Raw genomic sequence first — 24,105 nt, forward strand, 5'->3', positions numbered from 1 at the left:
GTCCGCCACCGGCACGCCCGCCTCCTGCTCCCGCAGGATCCCAATGATCTGCTCTTCCGTGAACCTTGATCGCTTCATTCGTCCGTCCTTCCATGGGGCGGACTCTAGCTATTTCTGGCTGAGTTTCAGGGGGTCACGTCATGACCCCGCACCAGCCGAGCACCTCACCGTCCGAGCGCCGCTCGACGCAAAACCGGCCATAGCCCAGGCGATCGAAGGTCTCCTCGACCCGCGCCAGCCGGGCGTCGGCCTCCTCAGGGCTCAGCACGCCGCCCAGCCATTCCATCACCTGCGGGTCGGCGCAGATGGCGTGAAAGGCGGGGCGGTCGTCTTCGCGCCAGCGCCGTAGAACGAGCCGCTCGGTGTCGATCATGGGGCGAGCCTAGGGCGCAAGCTCGGTCCCCGCCAGGGTTCAGGCCGGCCGCGGTCCCGTGAGATCGCCATAGAGGTCGGTGCGGCGATCCCGGAAGAAGCCCCAGGCGGCCCGGTGGGTGGTCAGGAAGTCCAGGTCGAACTCGGCGGCCAGCACCCCTTCCTCGTCAGCGCCGAACTCGGCCACCAGGTCTCCGCGGTGATCGGCGATGAAGGACGAGCCATAGAAGCGCTGGCCGCCGCCGGGATAGTCCGCCCAGGGTTCGAACCCCGTGCGGTTGGCGCCGACCACCGGGATCACGTTGGAGACCGCATGCCCCTGCATGGCCCGGCGCCAGGGGGCGGCGGTGTCCAGGGTCTCGTCATGGGGCTCAGAGCCGATGGCGGTGGGATAGAACAGCACCTCGGCGCCCATGAGCGCCATGGCCCGGGCGGCCTCGGGGTACCACTGGTCCCAGCAGATGCCGACGCCGACCTTGCCGAACCGGGTGTCCCAGACGCGGAAGCCCGTGTCGCCGGGGCGGAAATAGTACTTCTCCTGATAGCCCGGCCCGTCGGGGATATGGCTCTTGCGATAGACGCCCATGGGCGAGCCGTCGGCGTCGATCATCACCACGCTGTTGAAGTAGTGCGGGCCTTCGCGCTCATAGATCGAGATCGGCAGGACGATCCCCAGCTCAGCCGCCAGGGGGGCGAGCGCGGTGACGCAGGGGTGCTCGCGCCAGGGATGGGCTGTGGAGAACCAGCGCTCCTCCTGGGTCACGCAGAAATAGGGGCCCTGGAACAGCTCGGACGGCAGGATCACCTGGGCGCCCTGGCCGGCGGCCTGCCGGATGAAGTCGGCGGTCTTCTTGATGTTGGCGGCGAGGTCCAGATCATAGGCGGTCTGGATGGCGGCGACCTTGATGATGCGGGCCATCAGGCGGGCTCCTGCTGGGTGATGCAGTGGAAAGAACCGCCGCCGGTGAGGATGGCGGCGGACGGCAGGCCGATGACCTCGCGCCCAGGAAACACGGTCTTGAGGGCCTCCATGGCCATCTCAGCCGGACGCTGCGCATAGGTGGGCACGATCACCGCCCCATTGGCGATGATGAAGTTCATGTGCGAGGCCGGCACGTAGTCGCCCTCAGCATTCTCGATCCAGCCGGGCGAGGGAATCCGCACCACCTTCAGCCGCTCACCTCGAGCATCCGTCATGCCAGACAGGCGCCGGGCGGCGTCGTCATAGGCGTCCATATTGGGGTCGCCGCGGCCGTAGGCGACGGGACAGACCACCACGCCGGGGGCCACGAACCGGGCCAGATTGTCCACATGGCCGTCGGTGTGGTCATTCTGCAGACCGTCCCCCAGCCAGAGGGTCTTCCGGACCCCAAGGGCCTCGGAAAGCGCAGCCTCGGCGGCCTGTTCGCTCCAGCCGGGATTGCGGTTGGAATTCAGCAGGCACTGGCCGGTGGTGAGCACCGTGCCGAAGCCGTCATGGTCCAGCGCCCCGCCTTCCAGGATGAAGTCGTTGGCCGCCAGCGGCAGGCCGGCGTGATCGGCGATCTGACCGGCCACGGTCTCGTCATGGGGATAGACATACTTGCCGCCCCAGCCGTTGAAGCGGAAACCCCGCGCGCTCCAGCCCTCGCCGTGGCGGGCGAAGATCGGGCCAGTGTCCCGCAGCCAGATGTCGCCGAAGGCGCCGGCTGTGATCTCGATCCCGGCCTCATCGCCCAGCCGGCGGCGGGCCTCGGCCTCCCCCTCGGGCGAGCCGGTCATCAGCCGCACACGCTCGGCCCCAGGCCCGGTGAGGGCGCGGGCCAGGGCGGCCACCTCGGCCTGGGCCTGGGCGTAGTCCTCGCCCCAAAGATCCTCATGGCTGGGAAAGCCCAGCCACATGGCCCGGTGCGGCGCCCACTCGGCAGGAACGATCAGGGGCATGGCCATCTCGCGGTTAAAGGTGGAGGCCAGATGGAGGCGGGCGCCCCCGGCGTCAAGCAGCACCACGCCAACAAAAAAGGGCGGCCGCGTCTCCGCGACCGCCCCTTCATTTGAGTGCGCCTGACTTAGAACTCAGCGTGCAGGGTCAGCACGTAGGTCCGGCGGTAGCCGGGCTGGGCCAGGGCGGTCCCCGTCAGGTTGGCGGAGATGTCGCCCAGGAAGCGCTCGTCGAAGAGATTGCGGACGTTGGCCTGGATGTAGGTCCGCTCAAGACCGAAGGTGTCCAGTTTGAACCGGACATCCAGGTCCCAGAGCGAGTAGCCTGGGAACTTCTCGGTGTTGACCAGGTTCGACCAACGATCGCCGACGAACTTGCCCTGGACGCCGAAGCTCACCAGTTCGATGGGGTCAAACTGAACCCGGACCCCACCCTGAAGCTTCGGGATCTCGTAGAGAGACTTGCCCTTAGTCTGCAGCGTCAGCCCCGCGCTGGCGCCGGGAATATTGTTTTGGATTTCGGACTCGATGTAGGAGGCCGAGGCATAGACGCTGAGTTCTTCAATCGGCTTGTAGCCGATTTGGCCGTCAATACCCCAGAGCTGCACATCGCCCACGTTCTGCGAGAAGGCGATGCCCGCAGGTTCGTCGAAGACGCGCTCAATGCGGTTGCTGAAGTCATTCCGCCAGATCGAGAGCGCGCCCATCACCGTTGGGGTGGTGTAGCGCAGGCCAAGATCGTAGGCGGCGGCTTCTTCGGGGCCCGGATCGACATCGTCCCGATCATAAAGATCGTCCGTCCGCGGCGCCGACAGGGTCTGGGCGTAGGAGGCGAACACCGTCAGGTCGGGCGTGAGGTCGAAGCTGACGCCGACGTTCGGCAGCACCTTGTTGTACTCCCGCTCGAACGAACGGGGGCGCGCATAGAAGGGGCTGTTGGCGGCCGTCGTGTTGAAGAAGGCGCGGTAGGCGGCGAGGTTGGCGCCCGTCAGCGCCTGCGCGCCAGAGCCGGTGCCGGCCAGCGCCGATGTCGGGAAGACCACCAGGGGATTGCCCGAGCCGTCATTGGTCCCCGGCACAACGAAGCCGCTCTGGGTCGTGCAGTAGGCGTTGAACGTGTCACGCTGGAAGCAGAAGTTGGTCAATTCGCGCTTGAAGAAGGGCGCGCGCAGGCCAGCGTTGAGCAGCAGGCGGTCTTCGACGAAGCGGCCGCGATACTCCAGAGCCACCTGATTCAGCAGGGCGACTGAAGCCCGGTCACGTCGCCGGAGATTGGTGCCGTCGGGGAGCGCAACTTGGCGGCCGTAACCGTCCTTGCCAGCGAACACATCCTCGACATTGCCATTGGCGTCGATGTAGCCGGCGTCGCCGGTCTGGCGATGCTTGGCCCGGTCAAAGGTGTAGGCCATCCGGACGCTCTGGTTGTCCGCGAACTTCCAGATCAAGGACGAGCTGACGCCATAGCGGCGGGTGTTGGTGGTGTTGGGACGATACAGATAGACAGTGTCGAGGAAGTCCCCGTCGCCGTTCAAATCCACGCCCAAGGCGCTGGAGTTGCCGATGAGCTGGCGATCGGTCTCGGAGAAGGCCGCGACGCCGCCGCCGTTCGCCAGGACATACTGGAAGGACGGGTCGACCGTCAGGGTCAGGCTGTCGCTCAGATTCCAGCTCGAGAGACCGCGAATATTGCCGGTGTTCGAGGGATTGATGTTGAAGTCATAGTAGCTGGTCGGGCAGTTGGCGGCTGAATCGGCTTGAACTGTGCCAGCCTGGGGAGTCGGACGCACGCAGTTGCTGGGGCTGACCATCCCAGTGTCGGGCAGACCTGCAGCCGTGACACCCTGGCGGTTGAAGGTCGCCAGATTGATGCGGTTGATGAAGTTGTTGCGGTTTTCGTTGTAGTGGAAGATCAGGCTACCCTGACCTACGACACCAAATTCCTGGTCGATCCGCGCGTTGAACTGCTTCTTTTCGATCTCGCCCGGCGCCTTCAGCGGCGAATTGTGGGGCTTGAACAGATCATTGGTGGCGTAGAGGCCGGAAATCCAAGCCCGAGTGCCAAAGGGGCCGATCGCGCCGGTTTCCACGGTCGCGTAATAGCGTTGGAAGTTGTTCGAACCACCCGCCACCTGGGCGCGGACGCCGAAGTTTTCCGATGCGCGCCGGGTGACATAGTTGATCGTGCCACCAGCCGCAGCGGCGGTGGGGCTGTCAACGTCCGTAGTGCCGAGATTGACCGTCGCCCGGGCGATCAGGTCAGAGTCGAGCTGCTGGTTGGGATAAATCTGGTAGTTGCCGCTGTCGTTCAGCGGGACGCCATCCTGCAGAAGCGCAACGCGCTGCGAGTCGAAGCCGCGAACGGTCAGATCGCCGCCGGCGGAACCAAAGGCGTCATTGTTCGTGAAGTTGACGCCCGGCAGCAGATTGATGGAGTCCAGGACCGTGAGGCCCGGGGCCTGACGGGAGATGAACTCTTCGGTGATAGACGAACGGGACTTGGGTTCGGTCTCAGCGACGATCGCGCCGTCCAGGCCGCGCGGCCCCCCGCCGGTGACAACCAGCTCTTCCACCACCGTGGTGCCGGTCGATTGCGCCAGCACAGGGCTGGTGATGAGAAGGCCTGTCGCGGCCGCCGTCGTTGCGCACAGCAGGCGCTTGAGCGTCATATTCATGAGTAGATATCCCCTTTTGACCCGTCGGGCCCGCCTTCAACGGACCGCCCCTAGATTTGTCCGTCCTATACGCCGAAATCCGCTGGTATTAGGTGATGGATTTATGACGGCCCCGACCTGTTGTTGCGGCGCCACACACAGGGGCGCCTGGGGCTTTACAGCGCCTCTTGCACGGGCAACGGTCCGCGCGGTTTCGGGAGCCGTCCTTGTCCAACTCGCCCTCTGATCCGTCCCTGTCCGCCTGGCGTATGGCGCTATGGATCACCGTGGCCCTGACCGCGGTGCGACTGGCGGCGATCTTCATCACCCCCCTGGAGCTCTATCCCGACGAGGCGCAGTACTGGCTTTGGTCGCGGACACTCGATTTTGGCTACTTCTCCAAGCCGCCCATGGTGGCCTGGAGCATCTGGGCGACCACCCTGGGCAGCGACGCCGAGCCCTTTGTGCGCCTGTCAGCGCCGCTGTTTCAGGCGACGACGGCCCTGGGCGTCTTCATCCTGGCGCGGCGGCTCTATGGGGCGGAGGTCGGCCTGGCCGCCTGCGTCCTCTATCACCTGATGCCTGGGGTTCAGCTCTCCTCGGCCGTGGTCGCCACCGACGCGCCCCTGCTGGCGGCCCTGGTCTGGGCCCTGGCGCTCTATGTTTACCTTCCGCAGGCGGAGGGACGGCGGCGATGGGTCGCAGCCGGGGGGGCGGGTGTCCTCCTGGGTCTGGCCTTCCTGTCGAAGTATGCGGCCATCTACGCCCTGATCGGGGTGGGATTGCATCTGGTCCTCAGCCGCGAGGCCCGCCGGGTCTGGACTCCGGGCGTCATCGCCGCGGCGGCTGGCGCCGCCCTCCTGGTCATGGCGCCCAATCTGATCTGGAACGCCCGGCATGGCTTTTCCACGGTCACGCACACGGCCGCCAACGCCAACTGGCGCGCGAGCGACCTCTTCCACCCCGGCGCCATGCTGGAGTTTCTCGGCTCCCAGTTCGGGGTGTTCGGCCCCATTCCCTTCGCGGTGTTGGTCGGGGGCGCGGTCCTGCTGGCCTGGCGGCGGCGACTGACGGCGGCGGACATCACCCTGCTCTGCTTCGCCCTGCCGCCTTTTCTCATCGTCACGCTCCAGGCCCTGCTCAGCCGGGCCAACGCCAACTGGACGGCGGCGGGCTATGTGGCCGGCGTCATCCTGGTGGCCGCCTGGCTGCTGCGTTGGCGGGCAAGGGGCTGGTTCATCGCCGCCCTCGCCACGCAAGGCGTGCTGGCGGCCGCCTTCCTGGCCTTCGTCATCTCGCCGGACCTGGCGGAACGGGCAGGGATGGCCAATGGGTTCAAGCGCGCCAAGGGCTGGTCGCAGATGACCGAGGCCCTGACCAACCGGGCCATGCACGACCTGCGGGTCTCCGCCATCGCGGTGGATGACCGCTTCATGTTCAACGCCGCGGCCTATTACGGCCGGAACTATTTCGCCCGGCCGGACGCCGCGCCCCTGCGGATGTGGGTGCGCACCGCCAGCCCGCAGAACCAGGCCGAGGCCGAGACGCCCCTGAGCTCGGCCGACGGCGAGCGTATCCTGGCCCTGAGCCTTGAGCCCGACTTCACCCCGGAGATGAAGGCCGACTTCGCCACGGTCGGCGAGGTGGAGTTCGTCAATGTTCGGCTCGACCGTGAGCGAAGCCGGCGGGCGGAGATCTTTGTCGGCGAGGGCTTCGCCCCTCAACCGCGGGACCCGGTCACCGGCCTGCCCATACGGCCTTGATCGCCCGCTCACGGCCGCAGCCGGTCTTGTAGGCCTGGTAGCGGCCGGGATTCTTCTCAGCGAAGTCCTGATGATAGGCCTCGCCCATCCAGAAACGGGCGGCGGGACGAATCTCGGTGGCCACCGGCTTGCCCAGGGTCCGGGCCACCTCGCCCTTGACCCGCAGGGCTGCGTCGCGCTCGACGCCGGTCGAGTAGAAGACCGCCGTGCGATAGGAGGGCCCCTGATCGCAGATCTGCCCGTTGGGATCGGTGGGGTCGATGCGACGGAAGAAACCCATGGTCAGCTGTTCATAGCTCAGCCGCGCCGGGTCATAGGTCACCTGAACCGCCTCAAGATGCCCTTGGTGATCGCGATAGGTGGGATTGGCCTTGGCGCCGCCGGCATAGCCCACCACCACATCAACCACCCCGGGGATCTGCTCGAGCTCGTGCTCCACCGACCAGAAGCAGCCGCCGGCGAAGATCGCCGTGCTGTGGCCAGCCTTCGGAGCTGGCGGCGCCTGGGCCGGGGCGGCCGCGGCGGTAAGCAGGGCGAGCGGGCCGAGCACCATGGCCGCCAGGGTCTTGGTCTTCATGGACGTCCTCTCCGAAGTGCGCGCAGCCTCAGAGGCCTGACGCTCCATCTCTGAGCGCCCCTTGAACTAGGTTACGCGCCAGGCGCCTCAAAGGACGCTTCGGTCTTGGCCCGAATCTCGTCCAGCCCGACTCCATCGGCCAATTCCAGCAGCCGGAGAGGCGATCGCCCGCGATTCACCTCAAAGACGCCCAGGTCGGTGATGATCAGGTCCACCACCCCTTGGCCGGTCAGCGGCAGGGAACAGGCGTTCACCAGTTTGGGCGCGCCGGACTTCTCGGTGTGCTCCATGACGATGACCACGCGCTTGACGCCGGCCACCAGGTCCATGGCCCCGCCCATGCCCTTGACCATCTTGCCCGGCACCATCCAGTTGGCCAGGTCCCCATTGGCGGCCACCTGCATGGCGCCCAGGATCGACAGGTCGATGTGCCCGCCGCGGATCATGGCGAAGCTATCGGCTGAGGAGAAATAGGAGGATGAGGCCAACTCGGTGATGGTCTGCTTGCCGGCGTTGATCAGGTCGGCGTCCTCTTCCCCCTCAAAGGGAAAGGGGCCCATGCCCAACATGCCGTTTTCGCTCTGCAGGGTGACCTCGACGCCATCGGGGATGTAGTTGGCCACCAGGGTCGGAATGCCGATGCCCAGGTTCACATAGAAGCCGTCCTGCAGTTCGCGGGCCGCACGGGCGGCCATCTGGTCCCTTGTCCAGGCCATCAGACTTCCCCTCCGGCGGCGGCGCCCTCGACGGCCTTGGGCCGCGTGGTCACTCGCTCGATGCGTTTCTCGAAGGCCGCGCCCTGGAAGATGGCGTCCACATAGATGCCCGGCGTGTGGATGTGGTCCTTGTCCAGGTCCCCAGGCGCCACCAGGCGCTCCACCTCGACCACCGTCCTGGCGCCGGCCGTGGCCATCATCGGATTGAAGTTCCGGGCGGTCTTGCGGAAGACCAGATTGCCGGCGGTGTCGCCCACATCGGCCTTGATGATGGAGAGGTCAGCGGTGAGGCCGCGCTCCATCACATAGAGCTCGCCGTCGAACTCGCGGACTTCCTTGCCCTCGGCGACCAGGGTCCCGACGCCGGTCTTGGTGAAGAAGGCCGGTATGCCGGCGCCGCCGGCGCGGATGCGTTCGGCCAGGGTGCCCTGGGGATTGAACTCCAGCTCAAGCTCTCCGGAGAGATAGAGCTGCTCGAACAGCTTGTTCTCACCCACATAGGAGCTGATCATCTTCTTGATCTGCCGGTTCTCCAGCAGGACGCCCAGGCCGAAGCCGTCGATCCCGCAATTGTTGGAGATGACCGTCAGGTCCTTCGCCCCGTGGGCACGGATCGCTGCGATCAGATTCTCAGGAATGCCGCAGAGGCCAAAGCCCCCGGCCATGATGGTCATGCCGTCGAACAGCAGCCCTTCCAGGGCCTCGCCGGCGTCTTTGCGAACCTTGTTTGCCATGGCCCCATACTACGCCGCAGCGCAGCAATTGGGAAAGTCCTGAAAACCGGCGACCCTATGGGGGCCGCCGGTCTCAGGTCACGTCCTGATCGATCGTTCGATCAGTTGGTCAGGGGCCGCAGGATGATCTCCACCCGACGGTTCTGGGCGCGGCCCTCAGGGGTCGCGTTGGTGGCGCGGGGCTCATTGATCCCACGGCCGGCCACATAGAGACGATCGGGCATCACGCGGCCGCGGCTGACCAGATAGTTGGCCACCGAGCCCGCACGGCGCTCGGACAGGGCCTGATTGTAGGCCGCAGCGCCGGTGGAATCGGCGTGACCGATCACATCCACCAGGGTCTGGGGATAGGCGTTGATGGTGCGGGCGACGTCGTCCAGCACGGTGTAGAACCGCGGCTGAATGTCTGACTGATCGACGGCGAAGGTCACATCGCCGGGCATGTTGAGGATGATGTTGTCGCCCTGACGGGTGACGTCCACGCCCGTGCCGGCCAGCTGCTGACGCAGTTCGGCCTGCTGGCGATCCATGTAGCTGCCAGCCGCCGCCCCGGCGAGGGCGCCGACGCCGGCGCCGATCAGGGCGTTCTTGCGGCCCTCAGAGCTCTTGTTGGTGTTGGTGAGATAGCCGAGCGCCGCGCCGCCCAGGGCGCCAGCCAGGGCGCCGGTGCCGGTGTTGTTTCGGACCTGCTGGCCCGTATAAGGGTCTGTGGTGGCGCAGGCGGTAAGGGCGAAGGCCCCGAGAAGCCCCACCGAGGCTGCGGTCAGGTGACGCATCTGGTCTCTCCATAGGTTGATAGCGCTACAGCAACGCTAGGCCAGCTTAATAAGTTCCGATATGGCGCTTTTAAGTCCGCCCCCGCCGGTCACATCTCGCTCAAAGGCCCAATCTTGACAGCTGACTCCATCTCACCGGTCTCATTCAACGCCTTCGAGGCCGACTTTGAAGGCTTCGCCCAGGCCCTGGGGGACTCCTTCACCCGTTACGGGTTCGCGGTGATCAGCGACCACCCCCTGGCGCAGGGCCAGATTGACGGGACGCTGGAGGCCGCCAAGGCCTTCTTCGCCCTGCCCGAGACCGCCAAGCGGGCCTATGTGGTCGGCCAGGGCGGGCAGCGGGGCTACACCCCGTTCGGGGTGGAGACCGCGAAGGGGGAGGCGCACCACGACCTCAAGGAGTTCTGGCACATGGGCCGCGACCTGCCTGCGGGTCACCCCTATGCCGGGTTCATGCCGCCCAATGTCTGGCCTGCGGAGGTTCCGGAGTTCCAGCCGCAGGTGAGCTGGCTCTACAACGCCCTGGACGCCATGGGCCTGAAGGTTCTGGAGGCCCTGGCGGTCTATCTGGGGCTGGATCGACAGTTCTTCGACCCCACGGTGAACGACGGCAATTCTGTGCTGCGCCTGCTGCACTACCCGCCCACCGCCGGCGACGGCCCGCACATTCGGGCCGCGGCCCATGAGGACATCAATGTCATCACCCTGCTGCTCGGCGCCGAGGAGGCCGGGCTGGAGGTGCGACGCCGGGACGGCGGCTGGCTGGCCATCAACCCGCCCCCAGGCGCCCTGGTCTGCAATATCGGCGACATGCTGCAGAGATTGACCAATCACCGCCTGCCCTCGACCACCCACAGGGTGGTCAATCCGGCCCCTGAGCGACGCGGGGTCGCCCGCTATTCGACGCCCTTCTTCCTGCACTTCAATCCAGACTACGAGATTCGCACCCTGGCCGGCTGCGTGGATACGGACCATCCTGATCGCTACCCCGAACCGATCACCGCCGACGGCTACCTCCAGCAGCGCCTGCGGGAGATCAAGCTGCTTTAGCGGCATCTGGATTTTTGGCGCCGCCACAGAAATTTAACCGGCTGTGCGCGACTCTGCCCGATCACCAGGAGGCAGACGCTCAGGTCCATGGTCGATTTCCCAGCCGCCATTGAGGCTCGCGCCCGTAAGATCGCGGTGATGGACGCCCTTGACCTTGCGTCGCTGAAATCGCCTTTCGAGCGGATCGGCCGACTGGCCCGGGCCCTGATGGGAGGGGGGCTTGGGGATGTGATTCTCGTCGACGGAGACCGGACCTGGCACGCCAGCGCCGGGGAGGGGTTCACCCAGCAGGTCCGCCAGGGTCAGTCCTTCGCCGCCTACGCCGCCCAGTCCGAGGACGTCCTGTGGGTCGCAGACACCCATGCAGATCCCAGATTCGCCGATCATCCCTATGTGACGGCGGAGCCCCATGTGCGGTTCTTTGCCGGCGCGCCCATCCTGCTGGCCGACGGCTCGACGCTGGGAGCCGTCGTCGTCGCCGGAACCGAGATTCGCCCCTTTGATTCCGCAGTGGCGGACTGCCTGAAAGACATGGCCGCCCTGGCGGCGGGCGAGTGCCGTCGCCATCAGGCGGTCACGGACCTGGCGCAGGCCCATCTGCAGACCCAGGCGGCCAGGACGCTGATGGCCGCCTTCGTCGAAACCGCGCCGGTGGCCCTGTGCCTGACCGACGCCGACATGCGGATCATCCAGGCCAGTCCCCGCTGGCGGGCCGAGCGTGGACTGACCGAACCCCTGGGGCATGTGCTCTACGACATTCATCCCCGCACAGCGCGCTGGCGGTCGGTCTATGAGAAGTGCCTGCAGGGCCAGCCGGCCCAGTATGACCGGGTGTCCGTGGAGACCGCCACGGGGGACCCACGCTGGTTGCGGGTCGAGATCTCCCCGTGGAGGGACGCCGCCGGTGCGGTCGGGGGTCTGCTGATCATGTCGGTGGACATCACCGATTCCGTTGTCGCCCTGGAAGAGGCGCAGCGCTCGGAGGAGCGTCTGAAATTCGCCCTGGAGATCGGCGACCTGCAGATGTGGGAGATGGACTACCGGCGCAGCATCCTCACCGCCGCCGGCGCCAAGTCGATGCATGGGGGGGCGACCTTCCGAGATGTCGACCGCGGAATATGGGACGCTGTCCACGCCGCAGACCGTCCCAGACTGATGGCCGCGTGGGATCGGCATATTCGCCGCGACGAACCCTTCCGCGAGACCTACCGGCTCGTCCCGCCAGATGGCGGCCGCGCTCGCTGGGCGACCTCTGCGGCCCGGGCGTTCAAGGACGCCGAAGGGCGCATCGAGCGGGTGATCGGCGTCATTCGGGATATCGACCGGCAGAAGCAGGACGAACTGGAACTGCTGCAGGCCAAGGAGGCGGCTGAGGCCGCCAATCAGGCCAAGAGTGAGTTCCTGGCCAATATGAGCCATGAAATCCGCACGCCCCTGAACGGCGTCATGGGGGTGGCCGGCGCCCTGGCCCGCACAGAGCTGGCGCCTCGCCAGGCCGAGATGGTCGGCCTGATCGAGACCTCGGCCCAGACTCTTGAGACCCTGCTCTCGGACATTCTGGACCTCGCCCGGATCGAAGCTGGACGCCTGGAGCTGCGTCCCGAACCGTTTGATCTGGCCACATCCGTCGCCGCCTGCGCCGCCCTCTTCCAACCGAGCGCCGAGGCCAAGGGCCTTGAATTCCGCGTAACCATCCACCCTGGAGCCCAGGGCGCCTACGAGGGCGACGCCGCCCGGCTTCGCCAGATCCTGTCCAACCTGTTGGGCAATGCGGTCAAGTTCACCACCCAGGGCCAGGTGAGCCTTGAGGTGCTGGCCGAGCGGGGAGAGACCGGGTCGCGGCTGATCTTCCAGGTCGCCGATACCGGCATCGGTTTCGATGAAGCCACCCGCCAGCGCCTGTTCAGCCGCTTTGAGCAGGCCGACGGCTCCATCACCCGACGCTTCGGCGGGACCGGTCTTGGCCTGGCCATTTCAAGGTCCCTGGCCGAGGCCATGGGGGGAAGCCTGACGGCGGAGTCAACGGGCGGCGAAGGTTCCGTCTTCGTCCTGAGCCTGGACCTGCCGCGTTGCGCCGGCGCCGTCGAGGTCTGGGAAGACCAGGCCGCCGAGGCCGCCGCCCGGGCGCCCCTGGACGGAATGAGAGTGCTGCTGGCCGAGGACCACCCGACCAATCGCCGGGTGGTGGAATTGATCCTGGGGGCGGCGGGCGTCCAGCTGACCTGCGTCGAGGACGGCGCCCAGGCGGTGGAGGCCTGGGACTCCGGCGCCTATGATCTGGTGCTGATGGACATGCAGATGCCAGTGATGGACGGCCTGACCGCCATTGGCGAGATCCGTCGGCGGGAGCAGGCCAGCGGCCGCGCCCGGACCACCATCTATACGCTCACCGCCAACGCCATGCGTGAGCATGGCGCCGCCGCCGCCACAGCCGGAGCTGACGGCCATGTGACCAAGCCGGTCACCGCCGAGCGCCTGTTGGCGACTGTTGATGAGGTCTGGGCCGCCCGACGCCCCGATGGGGCCGGCGAAGGCGCCCTGCAGGCCGCCGTCAGTTAAAGACCTGATGGCATTGAGGGCGCGCCCGACATCGCGGCCCATCTACGCGCCTTTTGATCGAGGAAGGGGGGCGGTCCACGGGCCGCCCAGCCTCACTTGGTCAGGCGCAGGTTGTCGATGGAGCCGGCGATGGCGTCGAATGCGGCGCCCAACTGGGCCACGTTCTGGACGTCAAAGAACTTGTCGGGGTCGGTGGCGCAGTCGCGCAGCAGGGCGCTGGAGCCGGTCTTGACCTCCACCCGGACGGTATAGAGGACAATCTCCTTGTCCTTGATGTTCTTGCACAACAGAGCGAGGCGATCGTCCATCCTTTGGGCGCGCGCGCTGTTGGAGCCGCTGGTCATGCCAAGGAGGCCCTGCCACATATAGCCCAGACCATTGTAGCGCGATGCGTTGTGGTTGGAGACCGATCCATAGACATTGTCGCCGTCGGTCATCAGGATGATTATCTTACGGTGGTTCTTTGTGCCATAGGCGACGCCGTCCGCCAGGGGCGCATTGGGCGACAGGGTGTGCCAGCCCCAGACCAGTCCCATGGGGATGTTGGTCTCACCGACCGCGACCATCCCGTCGATGGCGGTCTTCAAGGCGTTCATATTGGTGGTCAGCGGCATGATCGGCTGCAGGTCGCAGCCCTGGTTGGGGCCGCCGCCGCTGGGGGTGGCGTTGTTGTATTTGGCGACGTTTCCCTGGCGTTGCTGACTGGTGCCGGTGTTTCCGTCGCTCAGATAGTTGTTGTAATAGGGCGTCCACCAGGTCCCGTTGTCCGGCTCATCCGGAGCGAAGTAGGGCACGAAATAGCTGTTCACATTGCCCGAATAGGGCGCGGTGTCCTGGACATCGAAGGGCTGGCGTCGGCTCTCGACACATCCGCCCCAGACCTGACCGCCCTTCATGGATTTCAGGACGGCGAACCGGTCGGTGTTGATGGTGGTGAAGATGTCCACGCCGGCCGCGCCGTGGCCGCGGGCGCGGCTGTCCACCCAATTGGGAATGCCGGGGCCGGTCCGGGTCGAGGTGTTATAGTTAGTCAGGCTTACGGCCGGGTACACCCGCACGGTGCTGGAAAAGGGCACCAGGGAAATCTGGATGGGGTCCTTGGCGGTGCTTCGCTGGCCGGCGGCATGCAGCTTGTCCACCAGATCCTTGGCCGCGCTCTTCAAGGTGGTCATCTTCGTCCCGGCCATGGAGCCGGTGGTGTCCAGGACAAGGGCGACCTCGAGCCGGTCCATGGCCCGCAGCACCTCGGCGCCGGCCTTGACGTTGCCGTGCTGGAAGAAGCCGGTCGCCACCGCCATGGGCGTCATCTCGGCCGAGGCCACCACCTTGGGACCATCCAGCACGAAGCTTGAGGTGATCAGGGCCGAGCCGGGGAAGGCGGTCAGATTGGCCTTCAGGGCCCGCTGACCGACCTCGTTGATCTCCTGCTGGGTCTGAGCCGAGGACCGGGCGGCGAACAGGGCCGCGGCGTCCAGGGCGTCCTGCAGCTTCTGCTTCTGATTGGCGCCGAGATAGAGATCGAACACGCCCAGGGTCAGCGGCGCCAACAGCACCAGGGCCACGGCGAAAATGATCGCCGCCGCCCCGCTCTCGTCGCGGGCGCCCGATTTCAGCCGGGCCGTCAGGCCCTTGAGGATAGAGGTTCGCACGTCTGCGCCCCGCTCATGCTTAGGTTTCAAGACGGCATGATGGGCGCTCAGGGTAAACGAACCCTCCGCAGAACACGGTAAACAAGCCCTGCCCCCGATTGACGGGGACATGGGCCTGGGGCTCCACTAAACCGCTGCAAAAGGCGAGGGCGGGGGAAAGCTGATGACGCCGAGCGACGAAACGCCCACGGAAACGGCCCATGAGCCGGTGGGTCCCGACAGCGCCCCCCCGGCCCCGAAGGCGCCCTGGTGGCGCACCTTTGGCCGCCGAATGACCCAGGGTCGCGGCCCCGTGGTTCTGGCCGGCGTGCTCATCATCGTCGCCTTTGGCAGCGGTTTCCTGACCGCCAAAGGCGTGGACATCCTGAGCATCCCCCGGGCGGCGGTGTCCGGCGGCGAGGTCCTGCCCGGCGGCTGGTCCCTGTTCGGCCGCCCCCGGGCGGCGGATGCGCCCCGGCGGGGAGAGCCCATGCCAGAGGGCTTCGCCGTTTGGCGCACCCGGGTCGACACCACCGGCGCCCAGCCCAGGGCCTGCGTGGAAATGAGCCGCCCCCTCGATCCCGAGGCCTCCTATGGCGACTTCGTCCTGGTCTCCCCGGACCTGGGTGAGACGCCGGCCATCGCCGTGCAGGGCTCCGAGCTCTGTCTGGCCGGCCTGGGCTTCAGCGAGCGGCGGGTCACCCTGCTCAAGGGGCTGCCGGCCCGGGGCGGTGAGACCCTGGCGGCGAACGCCGACATCGACTTCACCTTCGGAGAAAAGCCGCCCTTCGTCGGCTTCGCCGGCGACGGGGTCATCCTGCCCCGGGAGGATTCAGACGGGGTCGGCATTGAGACGGTCAATGTCACCCGCCTGCAGGTCGAGGTCTGGCGCGTCGCCGACCGCAATCTCGTGCGCACATCGATCAGCGCCCCGGAGCCCACCGCGGAGGGAGAGTGGCCCTATGACTGGGGCTCAGACAGCCCCGACCAGGAGGGCCAGAAGGTCTGGACCGGTGAAATCGCCGTCGCCGGCGAGGCCGGGCGGCGGAGCACCACGGTCTTCCCCCTGGGCGCCGTCCTGCGGGAAATGAAGCCCGGGGGCTATGTGATCCGGGCCCGCGACGCCTCGGGCGGGCGCAGCCTGACCGGTGGGGACGACGGAAATCCGCCTGCCCAGGCGCGGCGATGGATCATGTTCACCGACCTGGCCCTGAGCGCCTATGCCGGCGCCGAGGCCACCGACGTGGTGGTCCGATCCCTGAAATCCGCCCGACCTCAGTCCGGGCTGCGTGTCGCGCTTGTGGCGGCCAATGGCGAAGACCTGGCTGAGGCGCGCACTGACGGCCAGGGCCGGGCCCAGTTTCCCGCCGCCCTGAGCAAGGGGAGCGGCGCCCTGCGTCCCAAGATGATCATGGCCTATGGTCCCCAGGGCGACCTGGCGGTCCTGGACCTCGACCGGCCCCCTGCGGACCTGTCGCGCCTCGGCGTGGGCGGCCGTATCGAGACCGCTGCGGTCAGCACCTCCGGCCGGGCCGCGGGCGCGGTGGTGGACGCCTATCTCTACGCCGATCGGGGGGTCTACCGCCCTGGCGAAACCGTCCATCTGAACGCCCTGCTGCGCGACCGTGAGGCCCGAGCCGTCAAGGATCGGAAGGGCGCCATCGTGGTCCGCCGGCCCTCGGGCGTGGAGTTCCGTCGCTACGCCTTCGACGGCGCGCCCCTGGGGTCGGCCGCCGCTGACATCGCCCTGCCCCGCAGCGCCCCCCGCGGCCGCTGGCGGGCGACCCTGGAGATCGAAGGGCTGGAGAGTCCGGCCGGGGAGGTCACCTTCTCCGTCGAGGACTTCGCCCCCCAGCGTCTGGCGGTCACCGCCACCGGACAGGAGGCCAGCCCCGTCGCCGTCGGACAGAGCCGCAATCTCGATATCAGCGCCCGCTTCCTCTATGGGGCGCCGGGTTCTGGCCTGCAGGCTGAGGGCGAAGCCAGGCTGCGGGTTGATCCCAATCCCTTCCCGGCCTTCGAGGCCTATCAGTGGGGCGACCAGCGCGAGCCCTTCCAGGAGCTGTTCGTCGACCTGGGCCGCACCGTCACGGACGGCGACGGCCGGGCGATCATCACCTTGCCGCCGCAGGCCCAGGACAGCGCCCAGCCCCTCGTGGCGGCGACCACGGTCAGCGTCTTTGAGCCCGGCGGACGCCCGGTCCGGGAGTCCCTGAACCTCAAGATCCGGCCTCGCTCGACCTATCTGGGGGTCAAGGTTGATCAGGCCGAGGCCGCCCGCGGCGGCGATCCTACGGTCAGCCTCGACCTGATCGCCGTCGATCCCACCGGCCGGCGCATCGCCGCCCCTGGGGTCACCTGGCGCCTGGTGTCGGAAAACTGGGACTATGACTGGTTCCAGCAAGACGGCCGCTGGCAGTGGCGACGGACCAGCCGTGACACCCTGGTCGATCAGGGCACGGTCAATCTCGCCGCCGGCGAGCCGGCCCGTCTGAGCCGTCGATTGGGCTGGGGGGACTACCGGATCGAACTCACCGGGCCGGACGGCGCAGCCAGCGTCATCCGCTTCACCTCCGGCTGGGGCGCGCCGGCAGAGGATGTCGAAGCCCCCGACATCGTCCGGGTCAGCGCCGGCGACCGGACCTACGCCCAGGGCGACACCGTCGAGATCACCCTGAAGCCGCCCTATGCCGGCGAGGTTCAGGTGGCCGTGGCCACCGACCGCGTGCTCGACTTTCGCACCCTGACCGTGGGCGCGAACGGCGCCACCGTGCGCTTCCAGACCAACGCCGCCTGGGGGGGCGGGGCCTATGTGATGGTCACGGTCGTCCAGCCCCGGGACCCTGTCCAGACGCCCAAGCCCCGACGGGCGCTGGGCCTGGTCTATGTCCCCCTCGACCCAAAGGGCCGCAAGCTGGAGGTCGATCTGGGCACGCCGGAGAAGGTTGGCGCCCGGGACGCCCTCTCGGTGCCCGTCACCATCCGCGGGGCCGGCCTGGGGCAGCGGGTGCGCGTCACCCTGGCGGCTGTCGATGAAGGCATACTGCGCCTGACGAAGTTTGAGAGCCCCGACCCGGCCAAATGGTACTTCGGCAAACGGGCCCTGGGGGTCGACTATCGCGACGACTATGGCCGGCTGCTGGACCCCAATCTGGGGGCGCCGGCCAATGTGAGCTTTGGCGGCGATGAGATCGGCGGCGAAGGGCTGACGGTCACGCCGATCAAGACCGTCGCCCTGTGGTCCGGTGTCGTGGAGACCGGCCGGGACGGCAAGGCGACCATCCAACTGCCCGCCCCCGACTTCAACGGCGAGCTGCGGCTGATGGCCGTGGCCTGGACCGACGACGCCGTCGGCTCGGCCTCCAAACCCCTGGTGGTGCGCGAGCCGGTGGTGGCCGAGCTGGCCCTGCCCCGCTTCCTGGCGCCGGGCGACAAGGCCTTCGCCACCCTGGAGCTGCACAATATCGAGGGCCGGGCTGGCGAATATATCGCCCAGCTGACCGGCGAGGGGGGCGTTCTGGCTCCCTTCCGCAAGGCCTATCAGCTGATCATCGGCCAGCGATGGGCCGAGCGCGTCCCCCTGGAGGCGCCGCGCACGGCAGGCATTGGCAAGGTCAGCCTGGCTGTGACCGGGCCCGGCTTCTCCAGCACCAGGGACTATCCGTTGGAGACCCGGCTGGGCTGGGGCCGGGTGACGCGGACCACGGTGGCCCTGCAACAGCCCGGAGCCGTTTTCACGCCGACGCCGGACCTGCTGGCCGGACTGGCGGCGGGGGATGCGACCCTTCAGGTCAGCTATTCTCCGTTCCGCGGCTTCGACCCGGGGCCGATCGCGGTGTCCCTGCTGCGCTATCCCTATGGCTGCACAGAGCAACTGGTCTCGGCGGCCTATCCCCTGCTGTACGCCGCCAACGTCTCCCAGGACCCCAGGGCGCGGCGCTCCAGCGCAGGGCTGAACGCTGCGGTCAGTCGATTGCTGGATCGCCAGACCCTGGATGGCGCCTTTGGCATGTGGCGCGCTGGCGACGGGGAGGCTGACGCCTGGCTCGGCGCCTACGCCACCGACTTCCTGATCGAGGCCCAGAAGGCCGGCGCCCCGGTGCCGGCCGCGGCCCTGGACCGGGCCTTGGGGGCCATGCGGCACATCTCCCGGCCTGACGGCTGGGCCAACATCTCCTACCGGCTGGAATATCCCCGCTGGTGGGCAGGTTCGCCCCAGGCCTCGGAGGTCGCGACGGCCACCATGCGCCGCCGGGCTTCGGCCTATGCGCTCTATGTCCTGGCCAAGGGCGGTCGTGGCGACCTGGGTCGCCTGCGGTGGTGGCACGACGTGCAGATGAAGACCGAGGCCTCGCCCCTGGCCAAGGCGCATGTGGGGGCCGGTCTCGCCCTGATGGGCGACAAGGCCCGCGCCCGTTCATCCTTCCGCCAAGCGGTCCGTTCATTGAACTATCGCGAGGAGAGCGACTGGTATCAAAGCCCGCTGCGGGACCTCGCCGCGGTGATCGCGCTGGCCTATGAGGCCGGGGAGACCGAGATCGCCCGCGAGCTACAGGGCCGGCTGGAAAACGCCGTCACCGACCCCGAGGCGCTCAACACCCAGGAGCAGGCGAGACTGTTGCAGGCGGCCAACGCCATGATGGCGGCGGCCGGTCCCCTGAAGATCGAGGGCGCCGGCGCCATTCCCCTGGCCGCCGTGGCCGGCGGACCCCGCTGGGCGGTGGGCAAGCTGGCGGAGTCCCGCTTCACCAATTCCGGTGAAGGCGAGGTCTGGCGCACGGTGACCGTCACCGGCGCCCCGGTGGCGGCCCCAGCGGCGACCAGCAATGGCCTGACCTTGCAGAAGCGCCTGTTGAGCTTCACCGGCGGGGCGGTCAACCCAGCTGACCTCACCCAGGGCGACCGGGTGATCATCATCGTCTCGGGGCGGGCCCAACAGGCGCGCTCCATGGCCCTGGTGATCGACGATCCGCTGCCGGCGGGCTTCGAGATCGAGACGGTGCTCGGCCCGGACGACGCCCAGAGCGGGCCCTTCCGCTTCCTGGGCGCGCTGTCCTCGGCCGATGTCCAGGAGGCCCGGGATGACCGCTATGTGGCGGCCATGGACCTGCCCGGTCGTGAGGACTTCGCCTTCGCCTATGTGGCGCGGGCCGTCACGGCGGGGGACTTCCTGCTGCCCGGGGCCGAGGCTCGGGACATGTACCGGCCGGCGGTCAACGCCCGCACCAGCGTCGGGCGCACGGTCATCGCGCCGGCCCAGTGACGGCCGGCGCCGCCATCAGGGCCTGGGGCCGGCGAACGGCGGAGTCCCCCGTCGTGATCCGGGGCCTGACACTGGCCCTGATGGGCGCCTTGGGGCTTCAGGTCGCAGCGCTTGGCCTGGACGCCCTGTCGCCCCCGGACATGTCACGGGGGGCGGACGCCTCGCCCGTGGCCCTCGACCGCCGGGGCGCCTGGCTGCGCGCCCTGCCCGTGGAGGACGGCCGCTGGAGAATCCGCGCTGATCTGGCCCGGACGGATGCGAGCTTTGTCGAGCGCCTGATCGCGGTGGAAGACGCCCGCTTCTGGCGCCACCCAGGCGTCGATCCCCTGGCGGTGTTCCGGGCCGCCGGCTCGGCGGCGCTCACCGGGCAGGTTTCCTCCGGCGCCTCCACCCTCACCATGCAGACCGCCCGCCTGCTGACGCCCCGTCCCCGCACGCTGAGCGCCAAGCTGGTGGAGATGATCCGCGCGGTGCAGATCGAGGCGCGGCTGTCGAAACGCGAAATCCTGGCCCTCTATCTGACGCTGGCCCCCTATGGCGGCAATCTGGAGGGCGTTCGGGCCGCCAGCCTCTCCTATTTCGGCCATGAGCCAGCAAGCCTGACCCCTGGCGAGCAGGCCCTGCTGATCGCCCTGCCCCAGTCGCCGGAGGCCCGCCGGCCAGACCGGCGGCCCGAGGCGTCCCGCCGGGCCCGGGACCTGGTCCTCGACAAGATGGTTCGGGCAGGCGTGCTGAGCCCGGTGGAGGCCGCCGAGGCCGCCGAGGAGCCGATGCCAGGCCGCGCTCCCTTCCCGGCCCTGGCCTGGCATGCGGCGGGCGAGTTGGCGCGCAGCGCCCGGTCCGATCAGGCCTCAGTCATCTCAACCCTGGACGCCGGCCTCCAGTCCAGGCTTGAACCCCTTGTCGCCCGCGCCGCCCGGGCGCAGGGGCTCGAGGCCACCGCAGCGGTGATGGTGGTGGAGCTGGACGGGCGGGCGGTGCGCGCCTCGGTCGGCTCAGCGGGCCTGGATCGGGCCGGCGGGTGGATCGACATGACCCGCGCCCTGCGCTCGCCCGGCTCGGCGCTGAAGCCCTTCATCTACGCCATGGCCTTCGAGCAGGGCCTGGCGGCGCCCGACACCCGTATGGCGGACGCCCCGCGGCGATACGCCGACTACCAGCCCGAGAATTTCGACCGGGTCTTTCACGACCAGGTCACCGCGCGAGAAGCCCTGACCCACTCGCTGAACGTGCCGGCCGTCGACACCTTGGCGCGCCTGGGGCCGGCGGCCTTCGAGGGTCGGCTTGAGGCGGCCGGGGTTCGACTTTGGCGGCCCAGGGCTGAAACCCGGGACGCAGGTCTGGCCATCGCCTTGGGGGGAGTGGGCGTCACCTTGCGGGATCTGGCCGTCCTCTACGGCGCCTTGGGCGACGGCGGCCTGGCGCGGCCCCTGTCCTGGACCGAGGCCCAGGCCCAGGCGCAGCGCGAAGAACGGGGGGTGCGGCTGGTGAGCCCCTCCGCCGCCGATGAGGTTCTGGCTATCCTGCGTGAAACCCCGCCGCCGGCCGGGGTGACCCCCGCCGCCCTGAGCCAGGGCCGCCCGCTGATGGCCTACAAGACCGGCACCTCCTACGGCTTCCGCGACGCCGTGGCGGCGGCTGTGGTCGGCGGCTATGTGATCGTCGTCTGGAGCGGCCGCGCCGATGGGGGCGCCCGGGCGGGGCTGACCGGTCGGGACGCAGCCCTGCCCTTGCTGTTCGAGGTGGCCGACCTGCTGCAGGCCCCGCCGGCCGCAGCGCCGCCCCTGGCGCCCCGCGCCGCGCCGGTCGCCCTGGACGACCAGACCCGCGCCACCGAAGGCCCCCGGCTGATCTTCCCACCGGACGGGGCTGTGGTGCAGGTGGACGCCTATGGCCCGGCCTCCCGGGGCCTCGTCCTGGCCGCCAGCGGTCAGGATCTGTCCTGGTATGTGGCCGGTCGCCCCCTGACCCCTGATCCGCTCAGCGGCCAGGTGCTGTGGCGACCCGATGGGCCGGGCTTTTACGACTTGAACGTCGTCGACGGCGCCGGCCGCACCGCCCGCGCGCAGGTGCGTATCCGCGGCGGCTAGTAGAGGCGGGCCACATCCTCAGGCCCGCTGCAGGTGACGTTCATGTCGTTCACCAGTCCGTCGGAGAGAGCGTAAACCCATCCGTGCACGCTGATCGGCTGGCCCCGCAGCCAGGCCTCGCGGATGAAGACGTCGGAGGCCACATTGCGCACTTGGCGGATGACGTTCAGCTCGCACAGGCGGTCGTGGCGGGCGTGCTCGTCCATGGCTTCCAGTTCCGCCCGATTGGCGGCGTAGACCTCGCGGATCGGATGCAGCCAGTGATCCACCAGCCCGCGCCGCTGGCCATCGATGGCGGCGACCACGCCCCCGCAGCCGTAGTGGCCCACAACCATGATGTGCTTCACCTTCAGCACGTCGACGGCGAACTGCAGCACCGACAGGTAGTTGGCGTCCTGGGGCGGGGCGAGGTTGGCCACATTGCGGTGGACGAACAGCTCGCCCGGATCGAGGCCGACAATCTCATTGGCGGGCACCCGGCTGTCGGCGCAGCCGATCCAGAGATATTCCGGGCTCTGCTGGCCCACCAGGCGCTGGAAGAAGCTGGGGTCGACCGCGAGCTTGCCTTCCGCCCAGGCGCGGTTGTTGTCCTTCAGGTGGTCGAGCATCTTAGTGGCCCCTCGCCCTACGCTATACAAGTCCGGGATCAGGCCGACGCCGGGGCGTCTGGCTGTCGATCGGGATGGGCGGCCACAAAGGCGGGAAGCGTCTGGGCCGCCGCAGCCGCGGCCCTTATGGCGGGATAGGGCGAAAGGTCCACCCCATAGCGCTCGGCCGAATAGACCTGGGGGACCAGGCAGCAGTCGGCCAGTCCAGGGGTCGACCCAAAGGCGAAGCCATCGCCGTGACGGGCGACCATCGGCTCCAGAGCCTCAAACCCCTCATGCATCCAGCGGGCGACCCAGGTCTGCCGGTCGGCTTCGCTGACGCCGAAGGCCGCCAACTGCTGCTGGATTCGCAGATTGTTCAGGGGGTGGATGTCGCAGGCGATGATCCCAGCCATGGCCCGGACCACCTGACGTCCCGCCGGATCAGCCGGAAGCAGCGAGGGCTGCGGGTGCGTCTCATCCAGCCATTCCATCAGGGAGAGGCTCTGGGTCATGGCCGTGTCCCCATCGACCAGCATCGGGGTCAGACCCTGGGGGTTTTGTTGGAGATAGTCGGCGGCCCGCTGCTCGCCCTTCGGCAGGCTCACGGGGATGTAGTCATAGGCCAGGCCTTTGAGCCCAAGCGCGATGCGAACCCGGTAGGGAGCGGTGGCCCGCCAGTAGCTGTAGAGGGTGAGCCCCATGGTCAGACCACCTTGAAGCTGAGTTCGCCGACGCCCTCGACGGCGCCCTGGACCAGATCGCCCCGGGCGATGGGGCCGACGCCCTCCGGCGTGCCGGTGAAGATCAGGTCGCCGGGGGCCAGCCGCCAAAGACGCGAGGCCTGGGCGATGATCTCGGCGACATTCCAGATCATGTCGGACACCACCGCGTCCTGACGGGCTTGGCCGTTGACGGTGGCCGATATCCGCCCCTGGGGGGTTGGACCGCTCCAGCGGCGGATTGCTGAAATGGGCGCGGACTGATCGAATCCCTTGGCGGCGTCCCAGGGATGGCCCTTGTCCTTGGCGGCGGCCTGCAGATCGCGCCGGGTCAGGTCAAAGCCCACCGCATAACCGAAGACGAGGGCCAGGGCCTGGTCCACCGGCACGTCGGCGCCGCCGCTGGCCAGGGCCACGACCAGTTCCACCTCATGATGGAGATCCTGAGTCAGGGGCGGATAGGCCACCTCGGCGCCCGCCCCCACGAGGGCGTCGGCCGGTTTGGCGAAGAAGAACGGCGGATCGCGATCATCCCCACCCATTTCCGCGCGATGGGCCGCGTAGTTGCGGCCGACGCAGAGGATGCGGCGAACGGGAAACACCACGGGCTCTCCCAGCACGGGCAGGGTGACAGGGGTCGGCGGCGAGATCGCGTGTTCGGTCATGCCGAAGGTCTATTCCGGGCCTCAGCCAAAGA

At 68.2% G+C, this 24,105-nt stretch carries 18 protein-coding genes; 5 read left to right on the forward strand and 13 right to left on the reverse strand.

The window, feature by feature from the left end; genetic code table 11:
• The 5 genes from Q7V15_RS16490 to Q7V15_RS06840 form a co-directional block, all read right to left on the reverse strand.
• The coding region (locus tag Q7V15_RS16490; protein WP_370689787.1) for a transposase at positions 1-78 on the reverse strand (78 nt) is incomplete at its 3' end.
• 55 nt (positions 79-133) lie between these two features.
• Positions 134-373, reverse strand: coding sequence for a GNAT family N-acetyltransferase (locus Q7V15_RS06825; protein ID WP_304754681.1), 240 nt, complete (start codon positions 371-373; stop codon positions 134-136).
• A 39-nt stretch (positions 374-412) separates the two neighbouring features.
• Entirely contained in the window at positions 413-1,291 is an 879-nt protein-coding gene (aguB, locus tag Q7V15_RS06830; RefSeq protein ID WP_304754682.1) for an N-carbamoylputrescine amidase, read from the reverse strand.
• Positions 1,291-2,295, reverse strand: coding sequence for an agmatine deiminase family protein (locus tag Q7V15_RS06835; protein ID WP_304754728.1), 1,005 nt, complete (start codon positions 2,293-2,295; stop codon positions 1,291-1,293). The genes aguB and Q7V15_RS06835 overlap by 1 nt, the downstream gene beginning before the upstream one ends.
• Before the next feature lie 125 nt (positions 2,296-2,420).
• On the reverse strand, positions 2,421-4,964 hold the full coding sequence (locus Q7V15_RS06840) for a TonB-dependent receptor (protein ID WP_304754683.1): 2,544 nt from the start codon (positions 4,962-4,964) through the stop codon (positions 2,421-2,423).
• 206 nt (positions 4,965-5,170) lie between these two features.
• Between Q7V15_RS06840 and Q7V15_RS06845 the strand changes: the two genes are divergently transcribed.
• Complete coding sequence (locus tag Q7V15_RS06845) at positions 5,171-6,706, forward strand: ArnT family glycosyltransferase (protein ID WP_370689784.1); 1,536 nt, start codon at positions 5,171-5,173, stop codon at positions 6,704-6,706.
• Here the strand turns inward: Q7V15_RS06845 and msrA are convergent.
• The 4 genes from msrA to Q7V15_RS06865 all read right to left on the reverse strand — a co-directional run bounded on the left by msrA (position 6,681) and on the right by Q7V15_RS06865 (position 9,509).
• Entirely contained in the window at positions 6,681-7,283 is a 603-nt protein-coding gene (gene msrA / locus Q7V15_RS06850) for a peptide-methionine (S)-S-oxide reductase MsrA (RefSeq protein WP_304754684.1), read from the reverse strand. The genes Q7V15_RS06845 and msrA overlap by 26 nt on opposite strands.
• Positions 7,284-7,354: 71 nt before the next feature.
• Positions 7,355-7,999: a 3-oxoacid CoA-transferase subunit B gene (locus Q7V15_RS06855; protein ID WP_304754685.1), complete on the reverse strand. Its 645-nt coding sequence runs from the start codon at positions 7,997-7,999 to the stop codon at positions 7,355-7,357.
• A complete protein-coding gene (locus Q7V15_RS06860) occupies positions 7,999-8,733 on the reverse strand; it encodes a CoA transferase subunit A (protein ID WP_304754686.1) in 735 nt (244 codons plus the stop codon). Before Q7V15_RS06860 ends, Q7V15_RS06855 begins: the two co-directional genes overlap by 1 nt.
• A 101-nt stretch (positions 8,734-8,834) precedes the next feature.
• Entirely contained in the window at positions 8,835-9,509 is a 675-nt protein-coding gene (locus Q7V15_RS06865) for an OmpA family protein (protein WP_304754688.1), read from the reverse strand.
• 114 nt (positions 9,510-9,623) lie between these two features.
• On the opposite strand from Q7V15_RS06865, the gene Q7V15_RS06870 reads away from it, so the two are divergent.
• Entirely contained in the window at positions 9,624-10,559 is a 936-nt protein-coding gene (locus Q7V15_RS06870) for an isopenicillin N synthase family oxygenase (protein ID WP_304754690.1), read from the forward strand.
• 87 nt (positions 10,560-10,646) lie between these two features.
• Positions 10,647-13,118 (forward strand): ATP-binding protein, encoded by a 2,472-nt coding sequence (locus Q7V15_RS06875; RefSeq protein WP_304754692.1) that lies wholly within the window; start codon positions 10,647-10,649, stop codon positions 13,116-13,118.
• Positions 13,119-13,210: 92 nt separating this feature from the next.
• On the opposite strand, the gene Q7V15_RS06880 is transcribed toward Q7V15_RS06875, so the two are convergent.
• Positions 13,211-14,767, reverse strand: a complete 1,557-nt coding sequence (locus Q7V15_RS06880; protein WP_304754693.1) for a TadE/TadG family type IV pilus assembly protein — start codon at positions 14,765-14,767, stop codon at positions 13,211-13,213.
• Positions 14,768-14,930: 163 nt separating this feature from the next.
• Between Q7V15_RS06880 and Q7V15_RS06885 the strand changes: the two genes are divergently transcribed.
• Complete coding sequence (locus Q7V15_RS06885) at positions 14,931-20,009, forward strand: alpha-2-macroglobulin (RefSeq protein WP_370689785.1); 5,079 nt, start codon at positions 14,931-14,933, stop codon at positions 20,007-20,009.
• A gap of 53 nt (positions 20,010-20,062) precedes the next feature.
• Positions 20,063-22,099, forward strand: coding sequence for a penicillin-binding protein 1C (gene pbpC, locus Q7V15_RS06890; protein WP_370689786.1), 2,037 nt, complete (start codon positions 20,063-20,065; stop codon positions 22,097-22,099).
• On the opposite strand, the gene Q7V15_RS06895 is transcribed toward pbpC, so the two are convergent.
• From Q7V15_RS06895 to Q7V15_RS06905, 3 genes are read right to left on the reverse strand one after another with little or no spacing between them, the layout of a single operon-like run.
• The gene (locus Q7V15_RS06895; protein WP_304754694.1) at positions 22,096-22,707 is read right to left on the reverse strand and encodes a carbonic anhydrase; all 612 of its coding nucleotides are present in this window, start codon (positions 22,705-22,707) and stop codon (positions 22,096-22,098) included. The two genes, pbpC and Q7V15_RS06895, sit on opposite strands and share 4 nt — an antisense overlap.
• Before the next feature lie 38 nt (positions 22,708-22,745).
• Complete coding sequence (gene maiA / locus Q7V15_RS06900; RefSeq protein ID WP_304754695.1) at positions 22,746-23,390, reverse strand: maleylacetoacetate isomerase; 645 nt, start codon at positions 23,388-23,390, stop codon at positions 22,746-22,748.
• A 2-nt stretch (positions 23,391-23,392) separates the two neighbouring features.
• Positions 23,393-24,073 carry a fumarylacetoacetate hydrolase family protein gene (locus Q7V15_RS06905; protein ID WP_304754696.1) on the reverse strand — a complete coding sequence of 227 codons (681 nt, stop codon included), beginning with the start codon at positions 24,071-24,073 and terminating at the stop codon, positions 23,393-23,395.
• Between the last annotated feature and the right edge of the window lie 32 nt (positions 24,074-24,105).

Origin of the sequence: Phenylobacterium sp. (genome assembly GCF_030651755.1) — a bacterium.
Classification (GTDB): domain Bacteria; phylum Pseudomonadota; class Alphaproteobacteria; order Caulobacterales; family Caulobacteraceae; genus Phenylobacterium.